Source organism: Lelliottia sp. JS-SCA-14 (assembly GCF_035593345.1).
GTDB classification, from domain to species: Bacteria; Pseudomonadota; Gammaproteobacteria; order Enterobacterales; family Enterobacteriaceae; genus Enterobacter; species Enterobacter wanjuensis.
Map to the genome: position 1 here is coordinate 122988 of NZ_CP141606.1, position 20041 is coordinate 143028.

The window sequence follows — 20041 nt, forward strand, 5'->3', positions numbered from 1 at the left end:
GTGTTTTTGTGCGGTAAAATGCGCTCCCGATAGCGGGGCGGGAGCGCAAGACGGGTCAGCTACCCTTGTAGGTGGAGTAGCCGTACTGGCTCAGCAGGAGCGGGATATGCAGTTTTTCGTTGGTTTTGGTGACGGTGAACAGCACCGGGACCTCAGGGAAAAACGAGGAGAGTTTTTGGCTCTGGAAGTAATCGCCGGTTTTAAAGGTCACTTTATACACGCCGGGCTGCATATCCTGATCCTCTGGATAGAGCGATTTAATGCGCCCGTCGTGGTCGGTTTTGCCGCTCGCCAGCATCGCCCAGTTGCCCTGCTGCTGTTTTTCCAGTGTGACCGTCACACCAGGGGGCGGCGTGCCCGTCTGCTGGTTAAGAATATGCACGCTCAGGGTGCCCATCGGTGCGCTAAAGGCGACGGGGGCGAAGGCGATGGAGGATAAAAGCAGCAGGCCGGAGAATTTATTCATGTTGTTTTCCTGTTTTTGATGAATACAGGAAAACGTTAGCATTCTGGCGGCAGGAAAATATTCAATCTTTTGTGATAACTGGCGAGGGAAATATCGTCTACAGGGTAATGACGTCCAGCGAAATAACCTGTTCTTGCCACTGCTCAATCTGTTTTTTGCGCGCGGCGGTTAATTTGCCGGTGGTGACCAGCAACCATTTGCGATCCGGGAAAATCTCCGGGGCCAGGGTGGCGGGCGGGATCGGCAGGACGTCGATGCGATGCCCTTGCCCCGTGCGTTTCAGCGCTTCGAGCCAGATTTCACACGGGTCGTTGAGGTGCCAGCCGGTGATCAGGCAGTTATCGCCTGGCGCGCGTTTATCCCCTTCGAGGCAGAACGAGGTATAGGCGATGATGATCCCGTCGAGAATTTCCCGCAGGGTCATGATCGCCGGGATATTCGCCGAGACCTGGCTGCGCAGCGGGCGCAGGACTTCCGTCACCAGTTCCGGGCGGGGCGATTCGCGGCCTGAGTCGTAAATCAGCTGGCGCAGGGACTCGATTTTCCCCTCTTTCAGGCGCTGCAGCATGCTCTCCTGCAGGGTGACCCAGTTATTGGTTCGCCGCGCGCCGGGCCGCGCCAGCAGCGGCTTCACCTGGCTGACCGGCACGCCTTTTTTCACCCAGTCGAGGATCTTCAGCGCTTCCTGCACGTCGTCGTCGCTGTAAAGACGGTGGCCGCCATCGGTGCGAAGGGGTTTCAACAGACCATAGCGACGCTGCCACGCGCGCAGCGTGGTGGCGGTGATGCCGCAAAGTCGGGCGAATTCGCCGATGGAGTAAGACATGGGGTGCGCCTGCTGATCAAGATGACTCTCAATATACTACGAATTCCGGTTGTTACGAGCACATGTGATTGAACGGCCCCGGCGGGCAGGGGCGCAGGATGGCGTGGACGCGCTCCTCTTTGAGCGTATACATGCCGCCGGAGAACGGGTCGACGATGAACCAGCCCGGCACGCCGAAGAAGATGATATTGCCGAAGGTGTACCAGCGGCTGAAGCGGTATTCGAGCGGCATCATGGTCGAGTAGTAGCCCTCCTGTTTCAGCGTCAGCGTGTATTCCCGCTTGCCAAAATAACTCCCGTCGGATTTTTTCAGCACCACGGATTGCGGCGTCTGTCCGGTGGCGATCATCTCACCATCGCGCCCGATAACCGCGAAATACGCCTCTGTCGGGGTGCTGTCGATATACAGCGTCTCTTCGTTGCTCCCGACAATGCTGGCGCAGCCCGTCAGCATCAGCGGCAGCAGTAACCATAGTAATTTTTTCATTGTGGGCGCTCCTCCGTGTATAGCGATTCAGAGCGACACAGGTGAGCCGATCATTAAGGCATATCGTGCATTTTTCGTAGGGCAATGCCGCACCGTTTGCATAGACTTCCGGTTAGGGTCGAACGGGGGGATAACGAGATGAACTGGCACTCTTTTCGCGGTGATGCACCGGCAACGATGACGATTTACAGCGCCTCGTTCCCCGATATTAGCGACCAATGGCCGATGAAAGACGACGTTACGCGGGAGATCAACGCCCTCAATCAGGCCATGAAAGCCAACCCTGAACTGCTGCCCCCGCTGCTGGAAGAGGGCGAAAACGGCCTGCCGAGGCTGATCCCGCAGCATCTTCACTCCGACCAGGCGTACCGCACGCGGCCGGCAATGGCGGCCTGGCGCGCACGGCTGGTGCCCTCCGCGCTGGCACTGTTTGTGGTGCAAAACCCGCTGGAAGAGCGCCTGCCCGAAGGCACACGAATGGACAGCGCAAGCCGCCAGTGGTTTATCCACGCCAACGACGCCATCGGCGTGCGATCCCGCGCGCAGGTGCTGGGCGCGCTGGTGGACAAGTACATTCACAATGAGATCGAAAGCGACTGGATAAGCCTCGCGAGCGGCGCGGCGATCCCGGTGCTGGAGGCGCTGCGCACGGCAAAACTGGACGGGCAGAAGGTGCACCTTTCGCTGGTGGACGACGACCCCGTCGCCCTGCGCTGGGCCGAAACCATGGCGGCGCAGGAGGGGCTGAACGTCGGGGAACAGCTGACGCTGCTCAAGCGGCACCTGGTGCATACCCTGATCCGCAGCGACGATTTAGTGCTGGAGCTGGGCGAACATCAGGCCGAACTGGTCGACGCGCTGGGAATTTTCGAATATTTCAATGACACCGATGCGGTGATTTTCCTCCAGCGCGCCGTACGGCTGGTGAAGCCCGGCGGGGCAGTGATTGTGTCGAATATGCTCACGACCAGCCCGCAGATCGACTTCATTTTGCGCTGCATCGGCTGGGCGCACATCTTCCCGCGCTCGCTGCAGCAGTTGCAGGATATTCATATCGCGGCGGGTATCCCGGCGGAGAAGGTGACGGTGATAGTGCCGAAGGATGGGGTGTATGCGGTGATGGAGATTAGGGTTTGATTGGGGGTTTTGCTCGATCGGTTCCCTCTCCCTGTGGGAGAGGGTTAGGGTGAGGGAGGGACTCGGCTCTGTTGGTGAGGGGAACATGTAAGTGCTGTGGTTATTCCGTTCACTTTGCGAACCGTGCTTCTCTGTCACCACGATACCCGTGAACGTGCCAGGGTGGCTCAATCGCCACCACCCTGGCAACCCGGGCTCCCGGCGGTAAATCGCCGCTTCGCGGTGCCCTCGTCTTATTCCTTCCGGCGACGGGGACGGGCGCAGGTAACGTCCCTGTAAAGCAGCGCCCTCGACGCACATCCCTGTGCGTCGCCCCTACCTCCAGTCAACGACTCAGCGATTTACAGCCGGACCAGGGCATCGCTGTAAGTTGTGCGCCGCGTCCAGGAGTCACATTGCTGTGCTCGATCGGTCCCCTCTCCCTTGAGGGAGAGGGTTAGGGTGAGGGGGAACATGCGGCGATTAAGCTGCATATTTGCCTTGGTTCTTTGAGTCGATTTTACGTTAAAGCGTGCTGTGATTGCCGGGTGGCGCTTCGCTTACCCAGCCTACAAAACCGACGGTGCCTCGCTGTAACAAATTTGCACGTTCAGTCCCCTCTCCCTTTTGGGCAGAGGGTTAGGGTGAGGGGAAAACCCCGCACCAAACCTAATGCACCCCAACCAACGCCCCCTCAATCCCTTTCAACTTCGCCTGCGCCTGTTTTAATTCATCCAGCAACCGCTGTTCCTGCTCGCTGTACGCCACCAGAACAATGCACCCGTCCATGACTTTGACCGTCACCTGTTGCCCGGTTTCAAACCCTGCGGCTCGTAGCCATTTGCCGGAAAGCATGATGTTGGGCGTGGTTTTGTCGTGAACATTTGGACGATATCCCACAATTATCGTGCGCTCAGTTCCGGTGGCGGTGGTGTCTGGGGTAGAATGCGAATCAGCCATAATCAACTCCTTGATAGTTGGTGAGGTTAGACGCTTCGCTTGTGTTCCCGCACATCGAAGCGTTGTTTAAAAGGAGGTTTAGGTGGCCTCCTAATTTGATTTAGAGTAAATGGATAGGTGGCCCCATGTCAATCATAGCGCGCGATAAAAAACCAAAAGGCGGCGGACAATCTCCGCAGTTTAAAATGCGTATTGATCCGGCATTAAAGGAACAGCTGGATGCTGTGGCGGCTGAGGAAGGGGTGAGTCTCGCCAGCTGGTTAAAGGAGCTGGCGAGGGAGGCGCTGAGGAATAAAGGCATTGACCCCAATGGTTAGTAGTTAGGGGATATATTTCTGTATTTGACTGATTATTGCAGAACCAAATTTAATGCATAAGCTATTAATAAATGTTGGTTCAACACTAGCGCAATAACAAAGATAGCCTTGAAGATACTTCTTTTTTCCAATATCCAAATCATTCCATTTGTATACAAGACTTCTGATTTCTCTCTTTTTATCTCTGCCTAAGGATATTTTATTGTCGTTAGTTAAAGTTAGTCCTGTAACAGACATTTTTCTTTTTTTAGACGAGTGTTTAGTTTTTGAACTGTTTATTATAAGATGTTTGGGGTATTCAATGCTTCTTATGATATTTATGATTGATGATGTAATAGATAGTAGCACATTTTCTTTATTAGTAGAGAAATACATATCATCAGAGTACCGACTATATGTAACTCCTTTTACAGAACATAGTTCAGATATTTTCTCGTCTAGATGCCAACAAACTAGGTTAGATACGGCAGGCGCAGTAACACTTCCCATGGTGAGACGCCCTTTGTAACATACAATTTTTAAAAATAATTCAGAGTCTTCTTCAGTCCAATCAGAATGAAATGTTTTAGAGTTATCCCTAAGATATAGAAATATATCATTGGACGTGATAGATTTAAAGAAATCGACAAAGTCTAAGCGTAATAAATACTTGTTTTCTTTATGTAAGTACGCATTTTTATAAATTGATGCGCCATCTCTATATGCTGTGCATGACGGATGTGGGATTATTTTTTTTAAAAAGTCATCATGTAACACGCGTTGTAATAATTTAAGTTCTTTTTGCGGTTGGTATACAACTCTACTTTTACCATTTGTTTTAGTTATGCTAAATTTGTTATAACTTTCGTTTGCAGAACAAGCGATATGGTCAATAAACTCCGGAGTAAGAATTAAACTACTTGATAGATAGTTAAGAAGCATTTTTCATCACCATGCGCAATTCATTTTTGAAAGATTTAATAAGGACAAGATCTGATAATGCTCTGGCTCGGCTTTTTAATATACTCTCTAACAGTTTTTTTGTAGTTTCATGATTAAAAAATTTATCGAAATCAATACATGAATAATAAGGGGTATCATCCTGCCATGATATTTTGAAAAGGCCTAATGCAATCCCCAGTGAAAGCATAAAGCTGATAGTGTCTCTTCCTCTATTTTTTTCTTTGAATTCGATTATCTCAGTAGTTAACGTGGCTATTTCTTTAGACGGTATTGGCCCTAATGATGCAATTACGTAAAGAAGAAAAAATAGAAGCACTTTAGGGGAATATCTGTATTTACCGTATGTGTTTTCTTCAGAAAATGAAGATCTAAATTTTCTTGATAATCTATCATTTATTTCTGGAATGCATGTGAGGATGGTAGAAAAGTCTGTGTAAATTGCCGGGTTAAATTTTGAGTCGTTGTTAACCCACATTACAGGACCAGTATTAATAAATGATAAGTCTCTCTCAAATCTTTTATCAAGTATTGGGAGTAGTTTTTTCCTTAATCCATTACTTAATGAAAATGCACCTAATTCAGCGACAGTACCATAACTCTCAACAAGAATGATAACGATATCAGAAAAATCGGCTAACCATTCCTCTAAAGCCAATGCATTTACATTTTTACTTGCTTATTACCTCCCAAGCAAGTTCGGCTCGGAAAGTTAAATATTCTTTATGATGCTTCTTTATATAGTGCTCTAGCGTACTTCGATTCCGACATGTCTTCTCTTCACCACCGCAGATAAATAATATCTTCGGAAGAGAATAACTAAGTTGGTTAAGTTCACTCGCTGAGAAATTATCAATAAAATCTTTGCGAGCATTTTTATACTTTGGATGGTTAATCCACATGTTAGTCCCTTACACAGGCCACGAAGCGCGAGCTCGTGAAGCGTCCGGGGGACGGTTTACGATCTTGCGGTGAGAAACCAAACAACTTTACCGGGTCGGCTATACACCAACCACAAGAAAGCATGCAATATGCTTTCTAACTAAGGGTAATACACCCTAGCATATAAAAAAATGACATCAAAGCCTGATTTATTAGATATGGCCATGAATGTTAGGAGTGTTTTACGAAATGTAGAGAGGATGATGATGAATGTAGGATGTTAACTATTGGCGGAAGATCACAGGAGTCGAACCTGCCCGGGAACGCTGGCGTCCCCAACTGGATTTGAAATCCAGCCACCTCACCGGAGATGACGATCTTCCGCGCCTCGATTGCTACATGGAGGCGGTGCGCATTATAGCTACTTTCAGGCATTTACCCCATCCTTTCGCATCTTTTTTTCACCCCTGCTTTGACCTGCATCCCCCTCCCGACTTAAAACCTAAGAAAATCCTGAGGTTAGATTTTTTCTGCAACTTCTACGGCGATCACAAAAGAGAAGAATCGTAAGCAGCTAACCAGAAAACAGAATATCCGCTCCACCAGGGATGGTTTACAACATCTGCAACCGGTATCAGCGCCCCTACAGCGTCCAAGGATAAAAATAATGAGCGAAATATTGTCTGTGAAGGAAAAGATAGGCTACGGCATGGGAGATGCCGCCAGCCATATCATCTTTGATAACGTCATGTTGTATATGATGTTTTTCTATACCGATATTTTCGGTATCCCCGCCGGGTTTGTCGGCACCATGTTCCTGCTGGCGCGTGCGCTGGATGCGATTTCCGACCCGTGCATGGGTCTGCTCGCCGACCGTACCCGCAGCCGCTGGGGGAAATTCCGTCCGTGGATTTTGTTCGGTGCCATCCCGTTTGGCATCGTCTGCGTGCTGGCGTACACCACGCCGGACCTCAGCCTGAACGGCAAAATGATCTATGCCGCCATCACTTACACGCTGCTGACCCTGCTCTATACCGTGGTCAACATCCCTTACTGCGCCCTCGGCGGCGTGATTACCAACGATCCGACGCAGCGCATCTCCCTGCAGTCCTGGCGCTTTGTGCTGGCGACGGCGGGCGGCATGCTCTCCACGGTGCTGATGATGCCGCTGGTGAAACTGATTGGCGGCGAAGACAAAGCCTTTGGCTTCCAGGGCGGGATTGCCGTGCTATCGGTGGTTGCGTTCCTGATGCTGGCGTTCTGCTTCTTCACCACCAAAGAGCGCATCCAGGTGCCGCCGAGTACCACCTCCATGCGTGAAGATCTGCGCGACATCTGGCACAACGACCAGTGGCGCATCGTCGGCGTACTCACCATTCTCAACATCCTCGCCGTCTGCGTGCGCGGCGGCGCGATGATGTACTACTGCACCTGGATCATGGGCTCGCCGGAAGTGTTCGTCGCGTTCCTCACCACCTACTGCGTCGGCAACCTGATCGGCTCTGCGCTGGCTAAACCGCTCACCGACTGGAAATGCAAAGTCAGCATCTTCTGGTGGACCAACGCCCTGCTGGCGGTGGCGAGCGTGGCGATGTTCTTCGTGCCGATGCATGCCACGATGATGATGTTCAGCTTCATCTTCGTGATCGGCGTGCTGCACCAGCTGGTGACGCCAATCCAGTGGGTGATGATGTCCGATACCGTCGATTACGGCGAATGGACCAACGGCAAACGCCTGACCGGTATTAGCTTTGCGGGCACACTGTTCGTGCTGAAGCTCGGCCTGGCGCTGGGCGGCGCGCTGATCGGCTGGATGCTGGCAGGCGGTGGCTACGATGCCGCAGCCAAAACCCAGAACAGCACCACCATCAGTATCATCATCGGCCTGTTTACCCTGGCCCCGGCAGCTTGCTACGTGCTGAGCGCCATCGTCGCCAAACGCTACTACACGCTGAAAACCCCGTTCCTGACCAAAATCATGGGCGAGCTGGCGCAGGGCGCGCGCCGCAACCAGCAGGAGTTTGAAACCCTGCCGGTCAGCAAAGAATTGCAGAACTAAGAGGATCAAAGCATGAAAATTAGTGACGGAAACTGGCTCATTCAGCCGGGTCTGAACGTGACCTACCCGGTGCAGGTGTTCGACGTGGAGCAACAGGGTAAAGACCTGGTGGTGTACGTCGCCCCGCGCGACGTGCGCGAGCGCACCTGGCAGCTCGACACATTGATGTTTACGGTCCGCCTGTTCTCGCCGCAGGAAGGCATCGTCGGTGTGCGCATCGAGCACTTCCAGGGCGCGCTGGACAAGGGGCCGCACTATTCGCTGAACGTTCTGAAAGACGTCAACGTTCAGATTGAAAACACGGCGGAATTTGCCGAGCTGAAAAGCGGCAACATCAGTGTGCGCGTCACCAAAGGGGAGTTCTGGGCGCTGGATTTCCTGCGCGACGGGCAGCGCATTACCGGCAGTCAGCTGAAAAACAACGGCTACGTGCAGGATGGGAATACCGACAGCAACTACATGTTCGAGCGCCTGGATCTGGGCGTCGGCGAGGCAGTGTATGGCCTCGGCGAGCGCTTTACTGCCCTGGTGCGCAACGGACAGACGGTTGAAACCTGGAACCGCGACGGCGGGACCAGCACCGAACAGTCCTATAAAAATATTCCGTTCTACCTGACCAACCGCGGGTACGGCGTGCTGGTGAACCATCCGGAAAACGTGTCGTTTGAAGTGGGTTCGGAGAAAGTCTCCAAAGTGCAGTTCAGCGTGGCGGGCGAGTATCTGGAATATTTCGTGATCGACGGACCGACGCCGAAAGAGGTTCTGAATCGCTATACGCAGTTCACCGGCCGCCCGGCGCTGCCGCCTGCGTGGTCGTTCGGCCTGTGGCTCACCACCTCGTTCACGACTAACTATGACGAAGCGACGGTTAACAGCTTTATCGACGGCATGGCCGAGCGCGATCTGCCGCTGCACGTCTTCCACTTCGACTGCTTCTGGATGAAAGCCTTCCAGTGGTGCGACTTCGAGTGGGATCCGGTGACCTTCCCGGACCCGGAAGGGATGATTCGTCGCCTGAAGGACAAAGGGCTGAAAGTCTGCGTGTGGATCAACCCGTACATCGGCCAGAAATCGCCGGTGTTTAACGAGCTGAAAGAGAAGGGGTATCTCCTGAAACGCGCGGACGGCTCCGTGTGGCAGTGGGACAAATGGCAGCCGGGGCTGGCGATCTATGACTTCACTAACCCGGAAGCCTGCCAGTGGTACGCCGACAAGCTGAAAGGCCTGGTGGATATTGGCGTCGACTGCTTCAAGACCGATTTCGGCGAGCGTATTCCGACGGATGTGGTGTGGCACGACGGGTCCGATCCGCAGAAGATGCACAACCACTACGCTTATATCTATAACGAGCTGGTGTGGGACGTGCTGAAAGAGACGGTGGGCGAAGAGGAGGCGGTGCTGTTTGCGCGCTCGGCGTCCGTAGGTGCGCAGAAGTTCCCGGTGCACTGGGGCGGCGACTGCTACGCGAACTACGAATCGATGGCCGAAAGCCTGCGCGGTGGGCTGTCGATTGGGCTGTCGGGCTTTGGCTTCTGGAGCCACGATATCGGCGGGTTCGAGAACACCGCGCCTGCCCATGTGTATAAACGCTGGTGCGCGTTCGGATTGTTCTCCAGCCATAGCCGCCTGCACGGGAGTAAATCCTACCGTGTGCCGTGGGCGTACGATGACGAGTCCTGCGACGTGGTGCGCCACTTCACCCAGCTGAAATGCCGGATGATGCCGTATCTGTATCGTCAGGCGGCGCTGGCCCGCGAGGTGGGTACGCCGATGCTGCGTGCGATGATGCTCGAGTTCCCGGACGATCCGGCGTGCGATTATCTGGACCGGCAGTACATGCTCGGCGACGCGATGATGGTGGCACCGGTGTTTAGCGAGGCGGGTGACGTGCAGTTCTATCTGCCAGAAGGGCGCTGGACGCACCTGTGGCATAACGACGACGTGCAGGGCAGCCGCTGGCATAAGCAGCAGCACGACTTCCAGAGTCTGCCGGTGTATGTGCGTGAAAACACTCTGCTGGCGCTCGGCAACAACAGCCAGAAACCGGATTACGCGTGGCACGAAGGGACGGCGTTCCAGCTGTTTAACCTGGCCGACGGGTGTACGGCGGTGAGCGAAGTGCCAGCGGCGGACGGTTCGGTGGTGTTTACGCTGACGGCGTCCCGCCTGGGCGATACGGTGATGGTCAAAGGCGAAGGTAATGCGCAGGGGTGGTCGATCTGTTTGCGTAACGTGCAGCAGATCGCGGGCGTCAAAGGCGGGTCACATGCAGGCAGCGAATGGGGCGTGGTGGTGAAAGCGCAGGGGAGTGAGGTGGTGATTCGGCTGTAAGATTTTCCCCTCACCCTAACCCTCTCCCCAACGGGGCGAGGGGATTTGTTCGGTGCTCGAGGGGATTTTTCTGCGGTTTGTTGCCCGGTGGCGCTGCGCTTACCGGGCCTACGGTTCGGAGTTTGATTTTGTAGGCCGGGTAAGGCGAAGCCGCCACCCGGCTTTTTGGTTGGCACCCGAGGCTGAAATCGCCCGGTGGCGCTGCGCTTACCGGGCCTACGGTTCGGAGTTTGGTTTTGTAGGCCGGGTAAGGCGAAGCCTCCACCCGGCTTTTTTGTTGGCACCCGAGGCTGAAATCGCCCGGTGATGCTGCACTTAGCGGGCCTACGGTTCGGCGTTTGATTTTGTAGGCCGGGTAAGGCGAAGCCGCCACCCGGCTTTGTTGTTGGCACCCGAAGCTGAAATCGCCCGGTGGCGCTGCGCTTACCGGGCCTACGGGGCCGTTGAAACCACGCCACCTACCATCGTCTGCTCGACCTGCTGCTTATCCATATTCACCGCCTTCAATTTCCCGTTCACCGTCGGTTTTAGCGGCGCTTTATCCTGCACGCTCCCACTGGCGGTCAGTTGGATGTTGCCGTCGCCACTCACCGGCAGCGCAGGCCAGCCCCACTGTTGCAGCACGTTCAGCGGCACACCGCGACCGTTCAGGCTGATCGTGGTCTGACGCTGCGGCAGCTGTGAAACCGTCCCCGTCGCTTCCAGAATGCCTTTCTCAGTAAAGGCGCTCAGCTCCGTGATATTCACCGTCGAGGCATTCGCGGCGAGCGCCATCGACGGACGTCGCACGTCCACGCGGTTAAAGGTAGCGGCGGCGCCGTTCAGCGTCGCATTGCCGCCCCACACGCCCCACTGGCGATCTTTCGCCAACTGGAGGTTGGCACCATAACCATCGAGGGAAGTGACCTGCCACGGGAATGCCGGATCGATATCAATCACCAGGTTGCGGCTCAGGCCGAACTTTTTCAGGGTGACGCCGTTGAGCCACTCCGGCAGCGGCTCCATCCACAGGGTTTTCCAGTTCTGTGGCAGCGTATATTCGAGTCCGGCGACGGCGACGTCGTCCAGCACGAGGGCTTTACCGTTGCGCAGCCAGTTGCCGGAGGTGCGCACCATGCCGCCTTCCCAGCGGGATGTGAACTGGCGCAGCGCCACGCCCTGCGGCGAGAATTCAGCGTTCAGAATCGGGTCAAAAAGATGCAGCGAACCGTAGATAAACTCGCTGGCGTTCATCGACAGACGCCCGTCCTGGCTCTGCCAGTCGCCTTTGCTCAGAGTCAGGTTGCGCAGGCTCAGGTCGAGATCGGTCACCGCCCAGTCCGGGCCTTGCAGACGCGCGTCGGTCACTTCCAGACGACCAATCTGTAACGACGGCAGCGTGGTGATCGGTGCGAAGAAATCCGCTAATGATTTATCACTTTGCAGACGAATGTCGTTCAGACGCATGGTGTCGATCACCCATCCGCCGTCGGCATTGCGCCGCGCGGTGCCGGTCAGGGAGCCGCGCGCCATGTCCGCGCCGATAGTACTCAGCACCACTTCATTGCCGTTCAGCTCGCCCTGAATCAGCACGTTGCTGGTGGGCATGCCGTTGAGGGTCAGCGACCCGGCGCTCATCTGGATCTGCGCCTTATTACCCAGCACCTTGCCCGCCTTCGGTTCCCAGGGGCTGACGCCGCCCGTCACTTTTTGCGCGCTCAGGTCCCATTCGGTATTCGGGCTGTTAAACGCCATATTGTTCAGCTGCAGACGGTCGGCCTGGAAGGGGAGCGGGGCCGTCTGCGGGGAGAGATTTAACGTACCGTCGTGCAGGGTGATGGTGTCCATGTGCAGCGGATCGGTGATTTGTCGGCTGCTCAGGCCAATATCGACTTTCTTCGCGACCAGCGTGGCGGGTTTGCCATCCCGGCCAAAAGTGACGTTCTCGAGGATGATGTGCGACGGGGAGGAAAAGCGGTGATCCATCAGGTCGAAGTTGAGTTCGTAGTCGGTATTCACCGTGATCCAGCTGCTTACCTGCGACGCGCCCCAGCGGGTCTGCACGAGGATATACAGTGCCAGGATTGCGATCAGCACCGCAATCAAAATCCAGATCAGCAGCTTTCCAATAAATTTCATGGTCTTCCATCCCGTCAAACGCACATAGAGGAGTTATGCACGATTTATGCGCAATCCTCAAGGCAGGAATGGTGTAATTCGGTTTCACGGCAGGCGCGAGGCCTGCCGTGACGGGGATCAGTTCTTTTCAGGCGGGAAGACGAGGTTCAGTACAATCGCAGTGATACCGCCCGCGGCGATGCCGGAGGAGAGCAGGTTTTTCACCCAGTCAGGGGCGAACTGCAGGATCAGCGGCTGCTGAGACACGCCCAGGCCGACGGCCAGAGACAGCGCGATAATCATGATCGCACGACGGTTCAGCGGCTCGCGCGACACGATGCGCACGCCAGATGCCGCAATCGTCCCGAACATCACCAGCGTTGCGCCGCCCAGAACCGGTTCCGGAATGTGCTGCACAAAGCCACTCACCGCCGGGAACAGGCCGAGCACGATCAGCATCAACGCGACGACGAAGCCTACGTAGCGGCTGGCGACGCCGGTCAACTGGATCACGCCGTTGTTCTGGCCGAAGCAGGAGTTCGGGAAGGTGTTGAACACGGCGGAGACAAAGGAGTTCAGGCCGTTCGCCAGCACGCCGCCTTTCAGACGCTTCATGTACAGCGGGCCAGAGACCGGCTGCTCGGAGACGTCAGACGTCGCGGTGATGTCGCCGATGGTTTCCAGGGAGGTGATCATGAACACCAGCATCAGCGGCAGGAGCAGGTTCCAGTCGATGCCTAAGCCGTAATACAGCGGCGTCGGGACCATGATTAGCGGGCTGTTGGTCGGCGCGGTGTTTTCCGGCAGCATGCCGAGCGCCCACGCCATCAGATACCCGGCGGCCATGGCAATCACCAGCGAGGCGACGCGCAGGTACGGGTTACGCTGACGGTTAAGCAGGATAATAATCGCCAGCACCACGCCCGCCAGCAGCAGGTTTTTCGGTGCGCCGAAGGTATGGTCGCTCATCGCCGCATAGCCGCCGCCGATGGACGTCAGGCCGACCTGAATCAGCGACAGGCCGATAATCATCACCACCACGCCGGAGACCAGCGGAGTAATCACGCGGCGCGCCAGGTGCAGAACGCGGGAGATGACCATTTCCGTGCAGCTGGCCAGCATCAATGTGCCAAACAGGGCGGCCATCATCGTTGGTACATCTGCGCCGCCGGTTTTCAGCGCGGTGCCGCCCATGATCAGCGGCGCAACGAAGTTAAAGCTGGTGCCCTGAATCGACAGTAAACCTGAACCGACCGGACCCCAGGCTTTAATCTGGATAATGGAGGCAACGCCAGAGGCGAACAGGGACATGCTGATGATGTGCTGTGTGTCCTGAGCCGGTAAACCGAGCGCCTGGCAGATCAGCAGGGCAGGCGTAATAACCGCCACGAACATCGCGAGTAAGTGCTGACATGCGGCAAACAGGGTTTGCGCCAGCGGTGGGCGATCTTCAAGACGGTAGATTAATTCACTATTATGCTGAGTCGGCGCAATCGGTTGCGCATCAGGAGACTCTACGGCGTTAACGGACATCGGCGGCAATCCCACGGTGGAAAAGCGGGCATTTTAGCTGACCGGATGGTAAAAGCAAACGATTGCATTTATAAATTATACAAACTGTTTCTGGCAGTGTTTATCAGGCGTTGGAATAACGCTCGGTTTCCGGCATCCAGCGCTCGATCAATGCGGCTGCCTGCGCGGAATGGCGCTCGTGAATGTAACGCGCAAGGCGCTGAACTTCGGGGATCATCGCCTGGTCACGCAGCAGATCCGCGACTTTGAATTCGGCGTTGCCGGTCTGGCGCGTGCCTAACAGTTCGCCGGGACCGCGGATCTCGAGATCTTTTTGCGCAATGACAAAGCCGTCGTTGCTGTCGCGCAAGACTTGCAGTCGCATTTGCGCCGTTTTGGAAAGCGGGGATTTGAAGAGCAATACGCAGTGGGACGCCACCGCACCACGTCCGACGCGGCCACGCAGCTGGTGGAGTTGCGCAAGACCCAGTCGCTCCGGGTTTTCGATAATCATCAGGCTGGCATTAGGCACATCTACGCCCACTTCGATGACCGTCGTGGCGATCAGCAAATGCAGCTCGCCCTGCTTGAATGCCTGCATCACGGCCTGTTTCTCAGCAGGCTTCATGCGGCCATGCACCAGCCCGACGTTCAGCTCGGGTAGCGCCAGCTTGAGCTCTTCCCACGTGGCCTCTGCCGCCTGGGCTTCCAGCAGGTCGGACTCTTCAATCAAGGTACACACCCAGTACGCCTGACGGCCTTCGTGCGTACAGGCGTTGCGCACGCGCTCGATAATCTCACTGCGACGGGTATCCGGAATCGCCACAGTGGTGACCGGTGTACGGCCTGGCGGCAGTTCGTCGATGGTCGAGGTATCCAGATCGGCATAGGCGGTCATCGCCAGGGTGCGCGGAATCGGGGTCGCGGTCATGATCAGCTGATGCGGATGGAAGCCCTGCTGCAGCCCTTTCTCCCACAGCGCCAGACGCTGATGCACGCCAAAGCGGTGCTGTTCGTCGATGATCACCAGCGCAAGGCCGTTAAACTGCACCTGTTCCTGGAATATGGCGTGGGTGCCGACAATCATCTGCACCTGACCGCTGGCGATCGCTTCCTGCTGCGCAAGACGCGCTTTGCCTTTTTGCTTCCCGACCAGCCAGCCGACCTCGACACCCAGAGGCGCAAACCAGTTGCGGAAGTTGTTGGCGTGCTGCTCGGCGAGCAGTTCAGTCGGCGCCATCAGCGCCACCTGCTTGCCGTTTGCGATGGCGCGCAGTGCCGCGAGGGCAGCAACCAGGGTTTTACCGGAACCGACATCACCCTGCACCAGGCGCATCATCGGCACGTCGAGCGCCATATCGCGTTCGATCTCGGCGGTGACTCGCGCCTGGGCGTTAGTCGGCTTGAACGGCAGGGAGGCCAGCAGCTTATCTTTTAAATCATCACGGGCAGGAAGGGGTTGGGCATGAAAACGCTGGGCACCCGCGCGAAGCGCCAGCATGCTCAGGTTATGGGCCAGTAATTCTTCAAGGATAAGCCGCCGCTGGGCCGGATGTTGACCGCTCTCTAAATCGCTCAGCTGTAAGGACGGCGGTGGGCGGTGCAATGTGCGGATCGCTTCCGGCAGGCTCATCATGCCCTGCGCCAGCTCAGGCGGCAGCAGTTCGGCGATGGCACAGGTATCGAGCAGCTCAAGCGCCTGATCGGTCAGCTTGCGCAGCGTAGCCTGCTTGATGCCTTCCGTCGTGGGGTAAACCGGCGTCAGCGTCTCCTGGAGTTCAGGCGTACTCAGATCGCCCTGCACGCGGTATTCCGGGTGGATCATCTCCGCGCCGTACTTACCACGTTTGGCTTCGCCGTAGGCCAGCACGCGTCGACCGGCGGCGAGACTGTTTTTCATCGCTGCGTTGAAGTTGAAAAAACGCATGGTGAGAATGCCGGAGCCGTCGCTGATCTGACAGGTCATCATCCGGCGACCGCCGAATGTGATGCTGCTGTTCAGCACCTCGCCTTCCACGGTGGCGTAGATGCCGGGCAGCAAATCGCCGATGGCGTAAAGCTGTGTGCGGTCTTCATAGCGCAGAGGGAGGTGCAGAAGTAAATCTTGCACGGTGTGCAGGCCGATCTTCGCCAGCTTGCTGCTTTGCGCTGCGCCCACGCCCGTTAAGGAGCTGAGCGGAACGGCATCAAGCAGATGGCCTTTCATGGATTAGCCTGCAAACTGCATGGTGGACCACCACGCGGCATCGGCTTCGATTTCGCCCTGCGCGTTGACGTGGGGATAAGGGAGTTGCTTCTGTTTTGCCACGCGAGCCAGCACCGGATAACCGCCTTCAAACAGCAGGCGCTGCTGCTCGTCTTCCGGGAGCATGCTGTTTTCACGCTCGTACATCCCCGCGTTTTGGCGCTGGCGCTGGGCTTCATACAGAATCAGCGCCGAGGCGACGGAGACGTTCAACGACTGCACCATACCGATCATCGGGATGATGATGTCCTGATCCGCCAGCTCTAACGCTTCCTGAGTGATCCCGGTTTTCTCCTGACCCATCAGAATGCAGGTGGGACGGGTGTAATCAATCTCGCGGAAATCGACGGCTTTATCGGAAAGATGGGTGGCGAGGATCTGCATGCCGCTGCCTTTCAGCTCTGCAACGGCGTCGGCAATCGTGGGATGGGTTTTGACCGTCACCCAGCTGTTGCTCCCGGCCGCGCTGGAGGCCATGGTGCGCATGTTTTTACTCGGCCAGACGGCGTGAACTTCATGCACGCCAACGGCATCCGCGGTGCGGACGATGGCGGAGACGTTATGAGGTTTATGGACCTGCTCCATACACACCGTCAGATCGGGCTGACGTCTGGCGAGCATCTCACAGATACGTTCATAACGTTCAGATCTCATGTCACTAATTTCGGTTACGGGTGACTTTAATGACGTCCGGCATCACGCGAATTTTGCGCATAATATTCGCCAGATGCACACGATCGCGCGCGGTCAGGCGAATGAACGCGCTATAGACGCGGCCATCTTTTTCTTCCGTATTCAGGCTCTGAATGTTGGAAGTGGCCGTGTTAATCGCCGCTGTCAGGTTCGCCAGTGCGCCCTGGTGGTTGAACATATCCACCTTAATTTCGGTGATAAATTCCTGCTCGGTCTCTTTATCCCACTCAACGGCCATGAACTTCTCGGGCTCTTTCTGATAGCCACGGATGTTACGGCAGGACTCGTGGTGGATAACCAGACCTTTACCAGGGCTGACGTGGGCGATGATCGGATCGCCTGGAATCGGTCGGCAGCATTTGGCGAAGGTGATCAGCACGCCATCAGCGCCTTTAATTGGCAGATGACCGTGGCCCTGCGTCGTAGGCTGCGCAACGGAGGCTTCGCCTTGCTGCAGGTTCTTCGCGACCACGACGCTCATGGCGTTGCCGAGACCGATTTCTGCCAGCAGATCGTCAAGCGAGGCGAGCTTCATGCGCTCCAGCTCTCGCTGAATGTTCTCTGGCGGAATTTCGGCCAGCTTGCGGCTGCCACCCAACGCATGGTTGAGCAGGCGACGGCCAAGGCTGACGGAATCGTCACGTTTCAGGTTTTTCAGCAGTTGGCGGATCTTCGCGCGCGCTTTGGAGCTGACGACGAAGTTAAGCCATGCGGCATTCGGGCGAGCGCCCGGTGCGGTAATGATTTCGACTGTCTGACCGCTGGTGAGCGGCTGCGACAGCGGATAAGGTTGCCTGTCGACGCGTGCGCCTACGCAGGCATGGCCGATATCGGTGTGCACTGCATAAGCGAAGTCGACCGGCGTGGCGCCAGCAGGCAGCTCGACGATGCGCCCTTCTGGCGTGAAAACGTAAATCTCATCCGGGAAGAGATCGGATTTAACGCTCTCGATAAATTCAAACGAACTCCCGGCGCTCTGCTGGAGTTCAAGCAGGCTTTGCATCCAGCGCTGGGCGCGGATTTGTGCGGTGGTGCTGGTTTCACCGTGCTCTTTATAAGCCCAGTGCGCAGCAACACCCATTTCCGCCATCTGGTCCATGTCTTCGGTGCGGATTTGCACCTCAACAGGCACGCCGTGTGGCCCGATCATCGAGGTGTGCAAAGATTGATAGCCGTTCGCTTTTGGAATGGCGATGTAGTCTTTGACGCGCCCTGGACGCGGTTTGTACAGGCTGTGCATTTGGCCGAGCACGCGGTAGCAGGTGTCAGAATCATGAACGATGACGCGGAACGCGTAGATGTCCATGATCGAGTGAAAACGCTGCTCTTTGAGCACCATTTTGCAGTAGATAGAGTAGAGATGTTTTTCGCGGCCGCTTACGCGACACGGAATTCCCGCTTCCTGCAAACGCCCGTCGATTTCAGAGAGGATTTTTTGAATCATCTCTTTACGGTTGCCGCGCGCGGCTTTGACCACCTCTTTAATCACACGATAGCGGTTCGGGTACAACGCTTCAAAACCCAGCTCTTCCAGCTCGGTTTTAATGTGATGGATACCTAAACGGTGTGCCAGCGGACTATAAATTTCGAGGGTTTCACGCGCGATGCGGCGACGTTTATCCGGGCGTAATGAGCCCAGCGTGCGCATATTATGGGTACGGTCAGCGAGTTTGATGAGAATGACGCGGATATCCTGCACCATCGCCATAATCATCTTGCGGAAGTTTTCGGCTTGCGCCTCTTTCTTATCGCGGAATTTCAGCTTATCAAGCTTAGAGACCCCTTCCACCAGTTCGGCAACGCTTTTGCCAAACAGCTGTTCCATATCCTGGTAGGTGGCGGGGGTATCTTCGATCACGTCATGCAGCAGCGCGGCCATCAGCGTTTCATAGTCGAGTTTCATCTCGGCCAGAATACAGGCCACCGCTACCGGGTGCGTGATATAGGGTTCACCGCTTGAACGTGTCTGGCCCTCGTGAGCGTCACGTGCAACGAGATACGCCTGCTGAAGACGCTTAATCTGGTCTTCAGGCAGGTAGGTTTGAATCAGTTGATTCAGGCTTTCAAACAGATACAAGGGCGACCCGCAGGTTTAATTAACGACGGCCTTCAGCAATGGCGGTTACGGCCTGCAGTTCTGCGGCTTCCTGCTCTTGCTGCTCCTGGCGCTCACGTACGTCGAGGATCTGGTTGTTGATCAGACCTTCTTCGATTTCGCGCAATGCGATAACGGTGGTTTTATCGTTTTCTTCTGGTACCAGTGGATCTTTGCCACCGGACTGCATCTGACGAGCGCGACGCGCGGCGACCAGTACCAGGTCAAAACGGTTACCAATTTTCTCTACAGCGTCCTGAACAGTTACGCGTGCCATACTTAAAATGCTCCACAGATGAAGAAAGGACTGGGCATGATACTGAATGTGCGTTCAGTCTGCCAACAGTTTGGTGATTAATGCGTCATGTCGCTGCTTCTGGCGGCTCATGCGCAGACGTTCTGCACGAATGATGGTTTTCAGATCGCCAAGGGCAGTATCAAAATCATCATTCACAATAAGGTAATCATATTCGGCGTAATGGCTCATTTCTGCAACTGCCTGCGCCATACGTTTTGCGATCACTTCTTCGCTGTCCTGGCCGCGGCCACGCAGGCGGCGGTCCAGTTCGTCCTTCGACGGCGGCAGAATAAAGATGCTGCGCGCTTGTGGCATTTTCGCGCGAATCTGCTGCGCGCCCTGCCAGTCGATATCCAGGAACACATTGACGCCGGTTGCCAGAACCTGCTCGATGGTTTCACGGGATGTCCCGTAGAAGTTACCGAAAACTTCAGCGTGTTCAAGGAACGCGTCTCGGCCAATCATCGTTCTGAATTCATCGTGATCAACAAAGAAATAGTGTTCACCGTGTACTTCACCCGGACGCGGAGCGCGCGTGGTGTGAGAAACCGACACTTGCGTATCGTACAACGGTTGGGTTTTTAACAACGCCTGAATCAGGCTGGATTTACCCGCGCCACTAGGGGCAGAAACAATATAAAGCGTGCCTTGAGCCATGAGAGTCTTTTGTATGTGTTAGCGAAGAAGTCTTACATACGGGCTTATTATACACGTCGCC

General features: G+C 55.7%; 16 protein-coding genes, 1 tRNA gene and 1 pseudogene. 4 read left to right on the forward strand and 14 right to left on the reverse strand.

The annotated features are described in order from the left end of the window. Positions 1 to 55: 55 nt before the first annotated feature. The 3 genes from uraH to U9O48_RS00580 all read right to left on the reverse strand — a co-directional run bounded on the left by uraH (position 56) and on the right by U9O48_RS00580 (position 1779). Entirely contained in the window at positions 56 to 466 is a 411-nt protein-coding gene (uraH, locus tag U9O48_RS00570) for a hydroxyisourate hydrolase (RefSeq protein WP_282492077.1), read from the reverse strand. Between the two features lie 97 nt (positions 467 to 563). Then, on the reverse strand, positions 564 to 1292 hold the full coding sequence (locus tag U9O48_RS00575) for a MerR family transcriptional regulator (protein WP_285146238.1): 729 nt from the start codon (positions 1290 to 1292) through the stop codon (positions 564 to 566). 52 nt (positions 1293 to 1344) lie between these two features. Next, positions 1345 to 1779 (reverse strand): hypothetical protein, encoded by a 435-nt coding sequence (locus U9O48_RS00580; protein WP_285151029.1) that lies wholly within the window; start codon positions 1777 to 1779, stop codon positions 1345 to 1347. 138 nt (positions 1780 to 1917) lie between these two features. Between U9O48_RS00580 and U9O48_RS00585 the strand changes: the two genes are divergently transcribed. After that, a complete protein-coding gene (locus tag U9O48_RS00585; RefSeq protein WP_285146236.1) occupies positions 1918 to 2916 on the forward strand; it encodes a class I SAM-dependent methyltransferase in 999 nt (332 codons plus the stop codon). 648 nt (positions 2917 to 3564) lie between these two features. On the opposite strand, the gene U9O48_RS00590 is transcribed toward U9O48_RS00585, so the two are convergent. Then, the gene (locus U9O48_RS00590) at positions 3565 to 3855 is read right to left on the reverse strand and encodes a SymE family type I addiction module toxin (protein ID WP_285151028.1); all 291 of its coding nucleotides are present in this window, start codon (positions 3853 to 3855) and stop codon (positions 3565 to 3567) included. A 125-nt stretch (positions 3856 to 3980) separates the two neighbouring features. Between U9O48_RS00590 and U9O48_RS00595 the strand changes: the two genes are divergently transcribed. Next, a complete protein-coding gene (locus U9O48_RS00595) occupies positions 3981 to 4172 on the forward strand; it encodes a toxin-antitoxin system HicB family antitoxin (RefSeq protein ID WP_285151026.1) in 192 nt (63 codons plus the stop codon). Positions 4173 to 4175: 3 nt separating this feature from the next. On the opposite strand, the gene U9O48_RS00600 is transcribed toward U9O48_RS00595, so the two are convergent. The 3 genes and pseudogenes from U9O48_RS00600 to U9O48_RS00610 all read right to left on the reverse strand — a co-directional run bounded on the left by U9O48_RS00600 (position 4176) and on the right by U9O48_RS00610 (position 6376). Next, the gene (locus U9O48_RS00600; protein WP_285151025.1) at positions 4176 to 5093 is read right to left on the reverse strand and encodes a retron St85 family RNA-directed DNA polymerase; all 918 of its coding nucleotides are present in this window, start codon (positions 5091 to 5093) and stop codon (positions 4176 to 4178) included. Next, positions 5083 to 5772, reverse strand: a pseudogene (locus U9O48_RS00605) (retron St85 family effector protein); the annotation flags it as partial. The gene U9O48_RS00600 and the pseudogene U9O48_RS00605, both read right to left, overlap by 11 nt. 509 nt (positions 5773 to 6281) lie before the next feature. Then, a tRNA-Sec gene (locus U9O48_RS00610) sits at positions 6282 to 6376 on the reverse strand. A gap of 281 nt (positions 6377 to 6657) precedes the next feature. Between U9O48_RS00610 and U9O48_RS00615 the strand changes: the two genes are divergently transcribed. Both U9O48_RS00615 and yicI read left to right on the forward strand, forming a co-directional pair. Next, on the forward strand, positions 6658 to 8052 hold the full coding sequence (locus U9O48_RS00615) for a glycoside-pentoside-hexuronide family transporter (RefSeq protein WP_282492117.1): 1395 nt from the start codon (positions 6658 to 6660) through the stop codon (positions 8050 to 8052). A gap of 12 nt (positions 8053 to 8064) precedes the next feature. Beyond that, the gene (gene yicI, locus U9O48_RS00620; protein WP_324723303.1) at positions 8065 to 10383 is read left to right on the forward strand and encodes an alpha-xylosidase; all 2319 of its coding nucleotides are present in this window, start codon (positions 8065 to 8067) and stop codon (positions 10381 to 10383) included. Between the two features lie 432 nt (positions 10384 to 10815). Here yicI and U9O48_RS00625 read toward each other — a convergent pair whose 3' ends face one another. The 7 genes from U9O48_RS00625 to gmk all read right to left on the reverse strand — a co-directional run bounded on the left by U9O48_RS00625 (position 10816) and on the right by gmk (position 19980). Continuing rightward, a complete protein-coding gene (locus U9O48_RS00625; RefSeq protein WP_324723304.1) occupies positions 10816 to 12501 on the reverse strand; it encodes an AsmA family protein in 1686 nt (561 codons plus the stop codon). Between the two features lie 117 nt (positions 12502 to 12618). Continuing rightward, a complete protein-coding gene (locus tag U9O48_RS00630; protein ID WP_282492067.1) occupies positions 12619 to 14013 on the reverse strand; it encodes a nucleobase:cation symporter-2 family protein in 1395 nt (464 codons plus the stop codon). A gap of 103 nt (positions 14014 to 14116) precedes the next feature. Beyond that, entirely contained in the window at positions 14117 to 16198 is a 2082-nt protein-coding gene (gene recG / locus U9O48_RS00635; protein ID WP_324723305.1) for an ATP-dependent DNA helicase RecG, read from the reverse strand. Positions 16199 to 16201: 3 nt separating this feature from the next. Next, complete coding sequence (gene trmH / locus U9O48_RS00640; RefSeq protein ID WP_282492065.1) at positions 16202 to 16891, reverse strand: tRNA (guanosine(18)-2'-O)-methyltransferase TrmH; 690 nt, start codon at positions 16889 to 16891, stop codon at positions 16202 to 16204. A 4-nt stretch (positions 16892 to 16895) separates the two neighbouring features. Continuing rightward, positions 16896 to 19007: a bifunctional GTP diphosphokinase/guanosine-3',5'-bis pyrophosphate 3'-pyrophosphohydrolase gene (gene spoT / locus U9O48_RS00645; protein ID WP_282492064.1), complete on the reverse strand. Its 2112-nt coding sequence runs from the start codon at positions 19005 to 19007 to the stop codon at positions 16896 to 16898. Positions 19008 to 19026: 19 nt separating this feature from the next. Continuing rightward, positions 19027 to 19302, reverse strand: coding sequence for a DNA-directed RNA polymerase subunit omega (rpoZ, locus tag U9O48_RS00650; RefSeq protein WP_032615688.1), 276 nt, complete (start codon positions 19300 to 19302; stop codon positions 19027 to 19029). 54 nt (positions 19303 to 19356) lie between these two features. Further along, complete coding sequence (gene gmk, locus U9O48_RS00655) at positions 19357 to 19980, reverse strand: guanylate kinase (RefSeq protein WP_285158497.1); 624 nt, start codon at positions 19978 to 19980, stop codon at positions 19357 to 19359. Between the last annotated feature and the right edge of the window lie 61 nt (positions 19981 to 20041).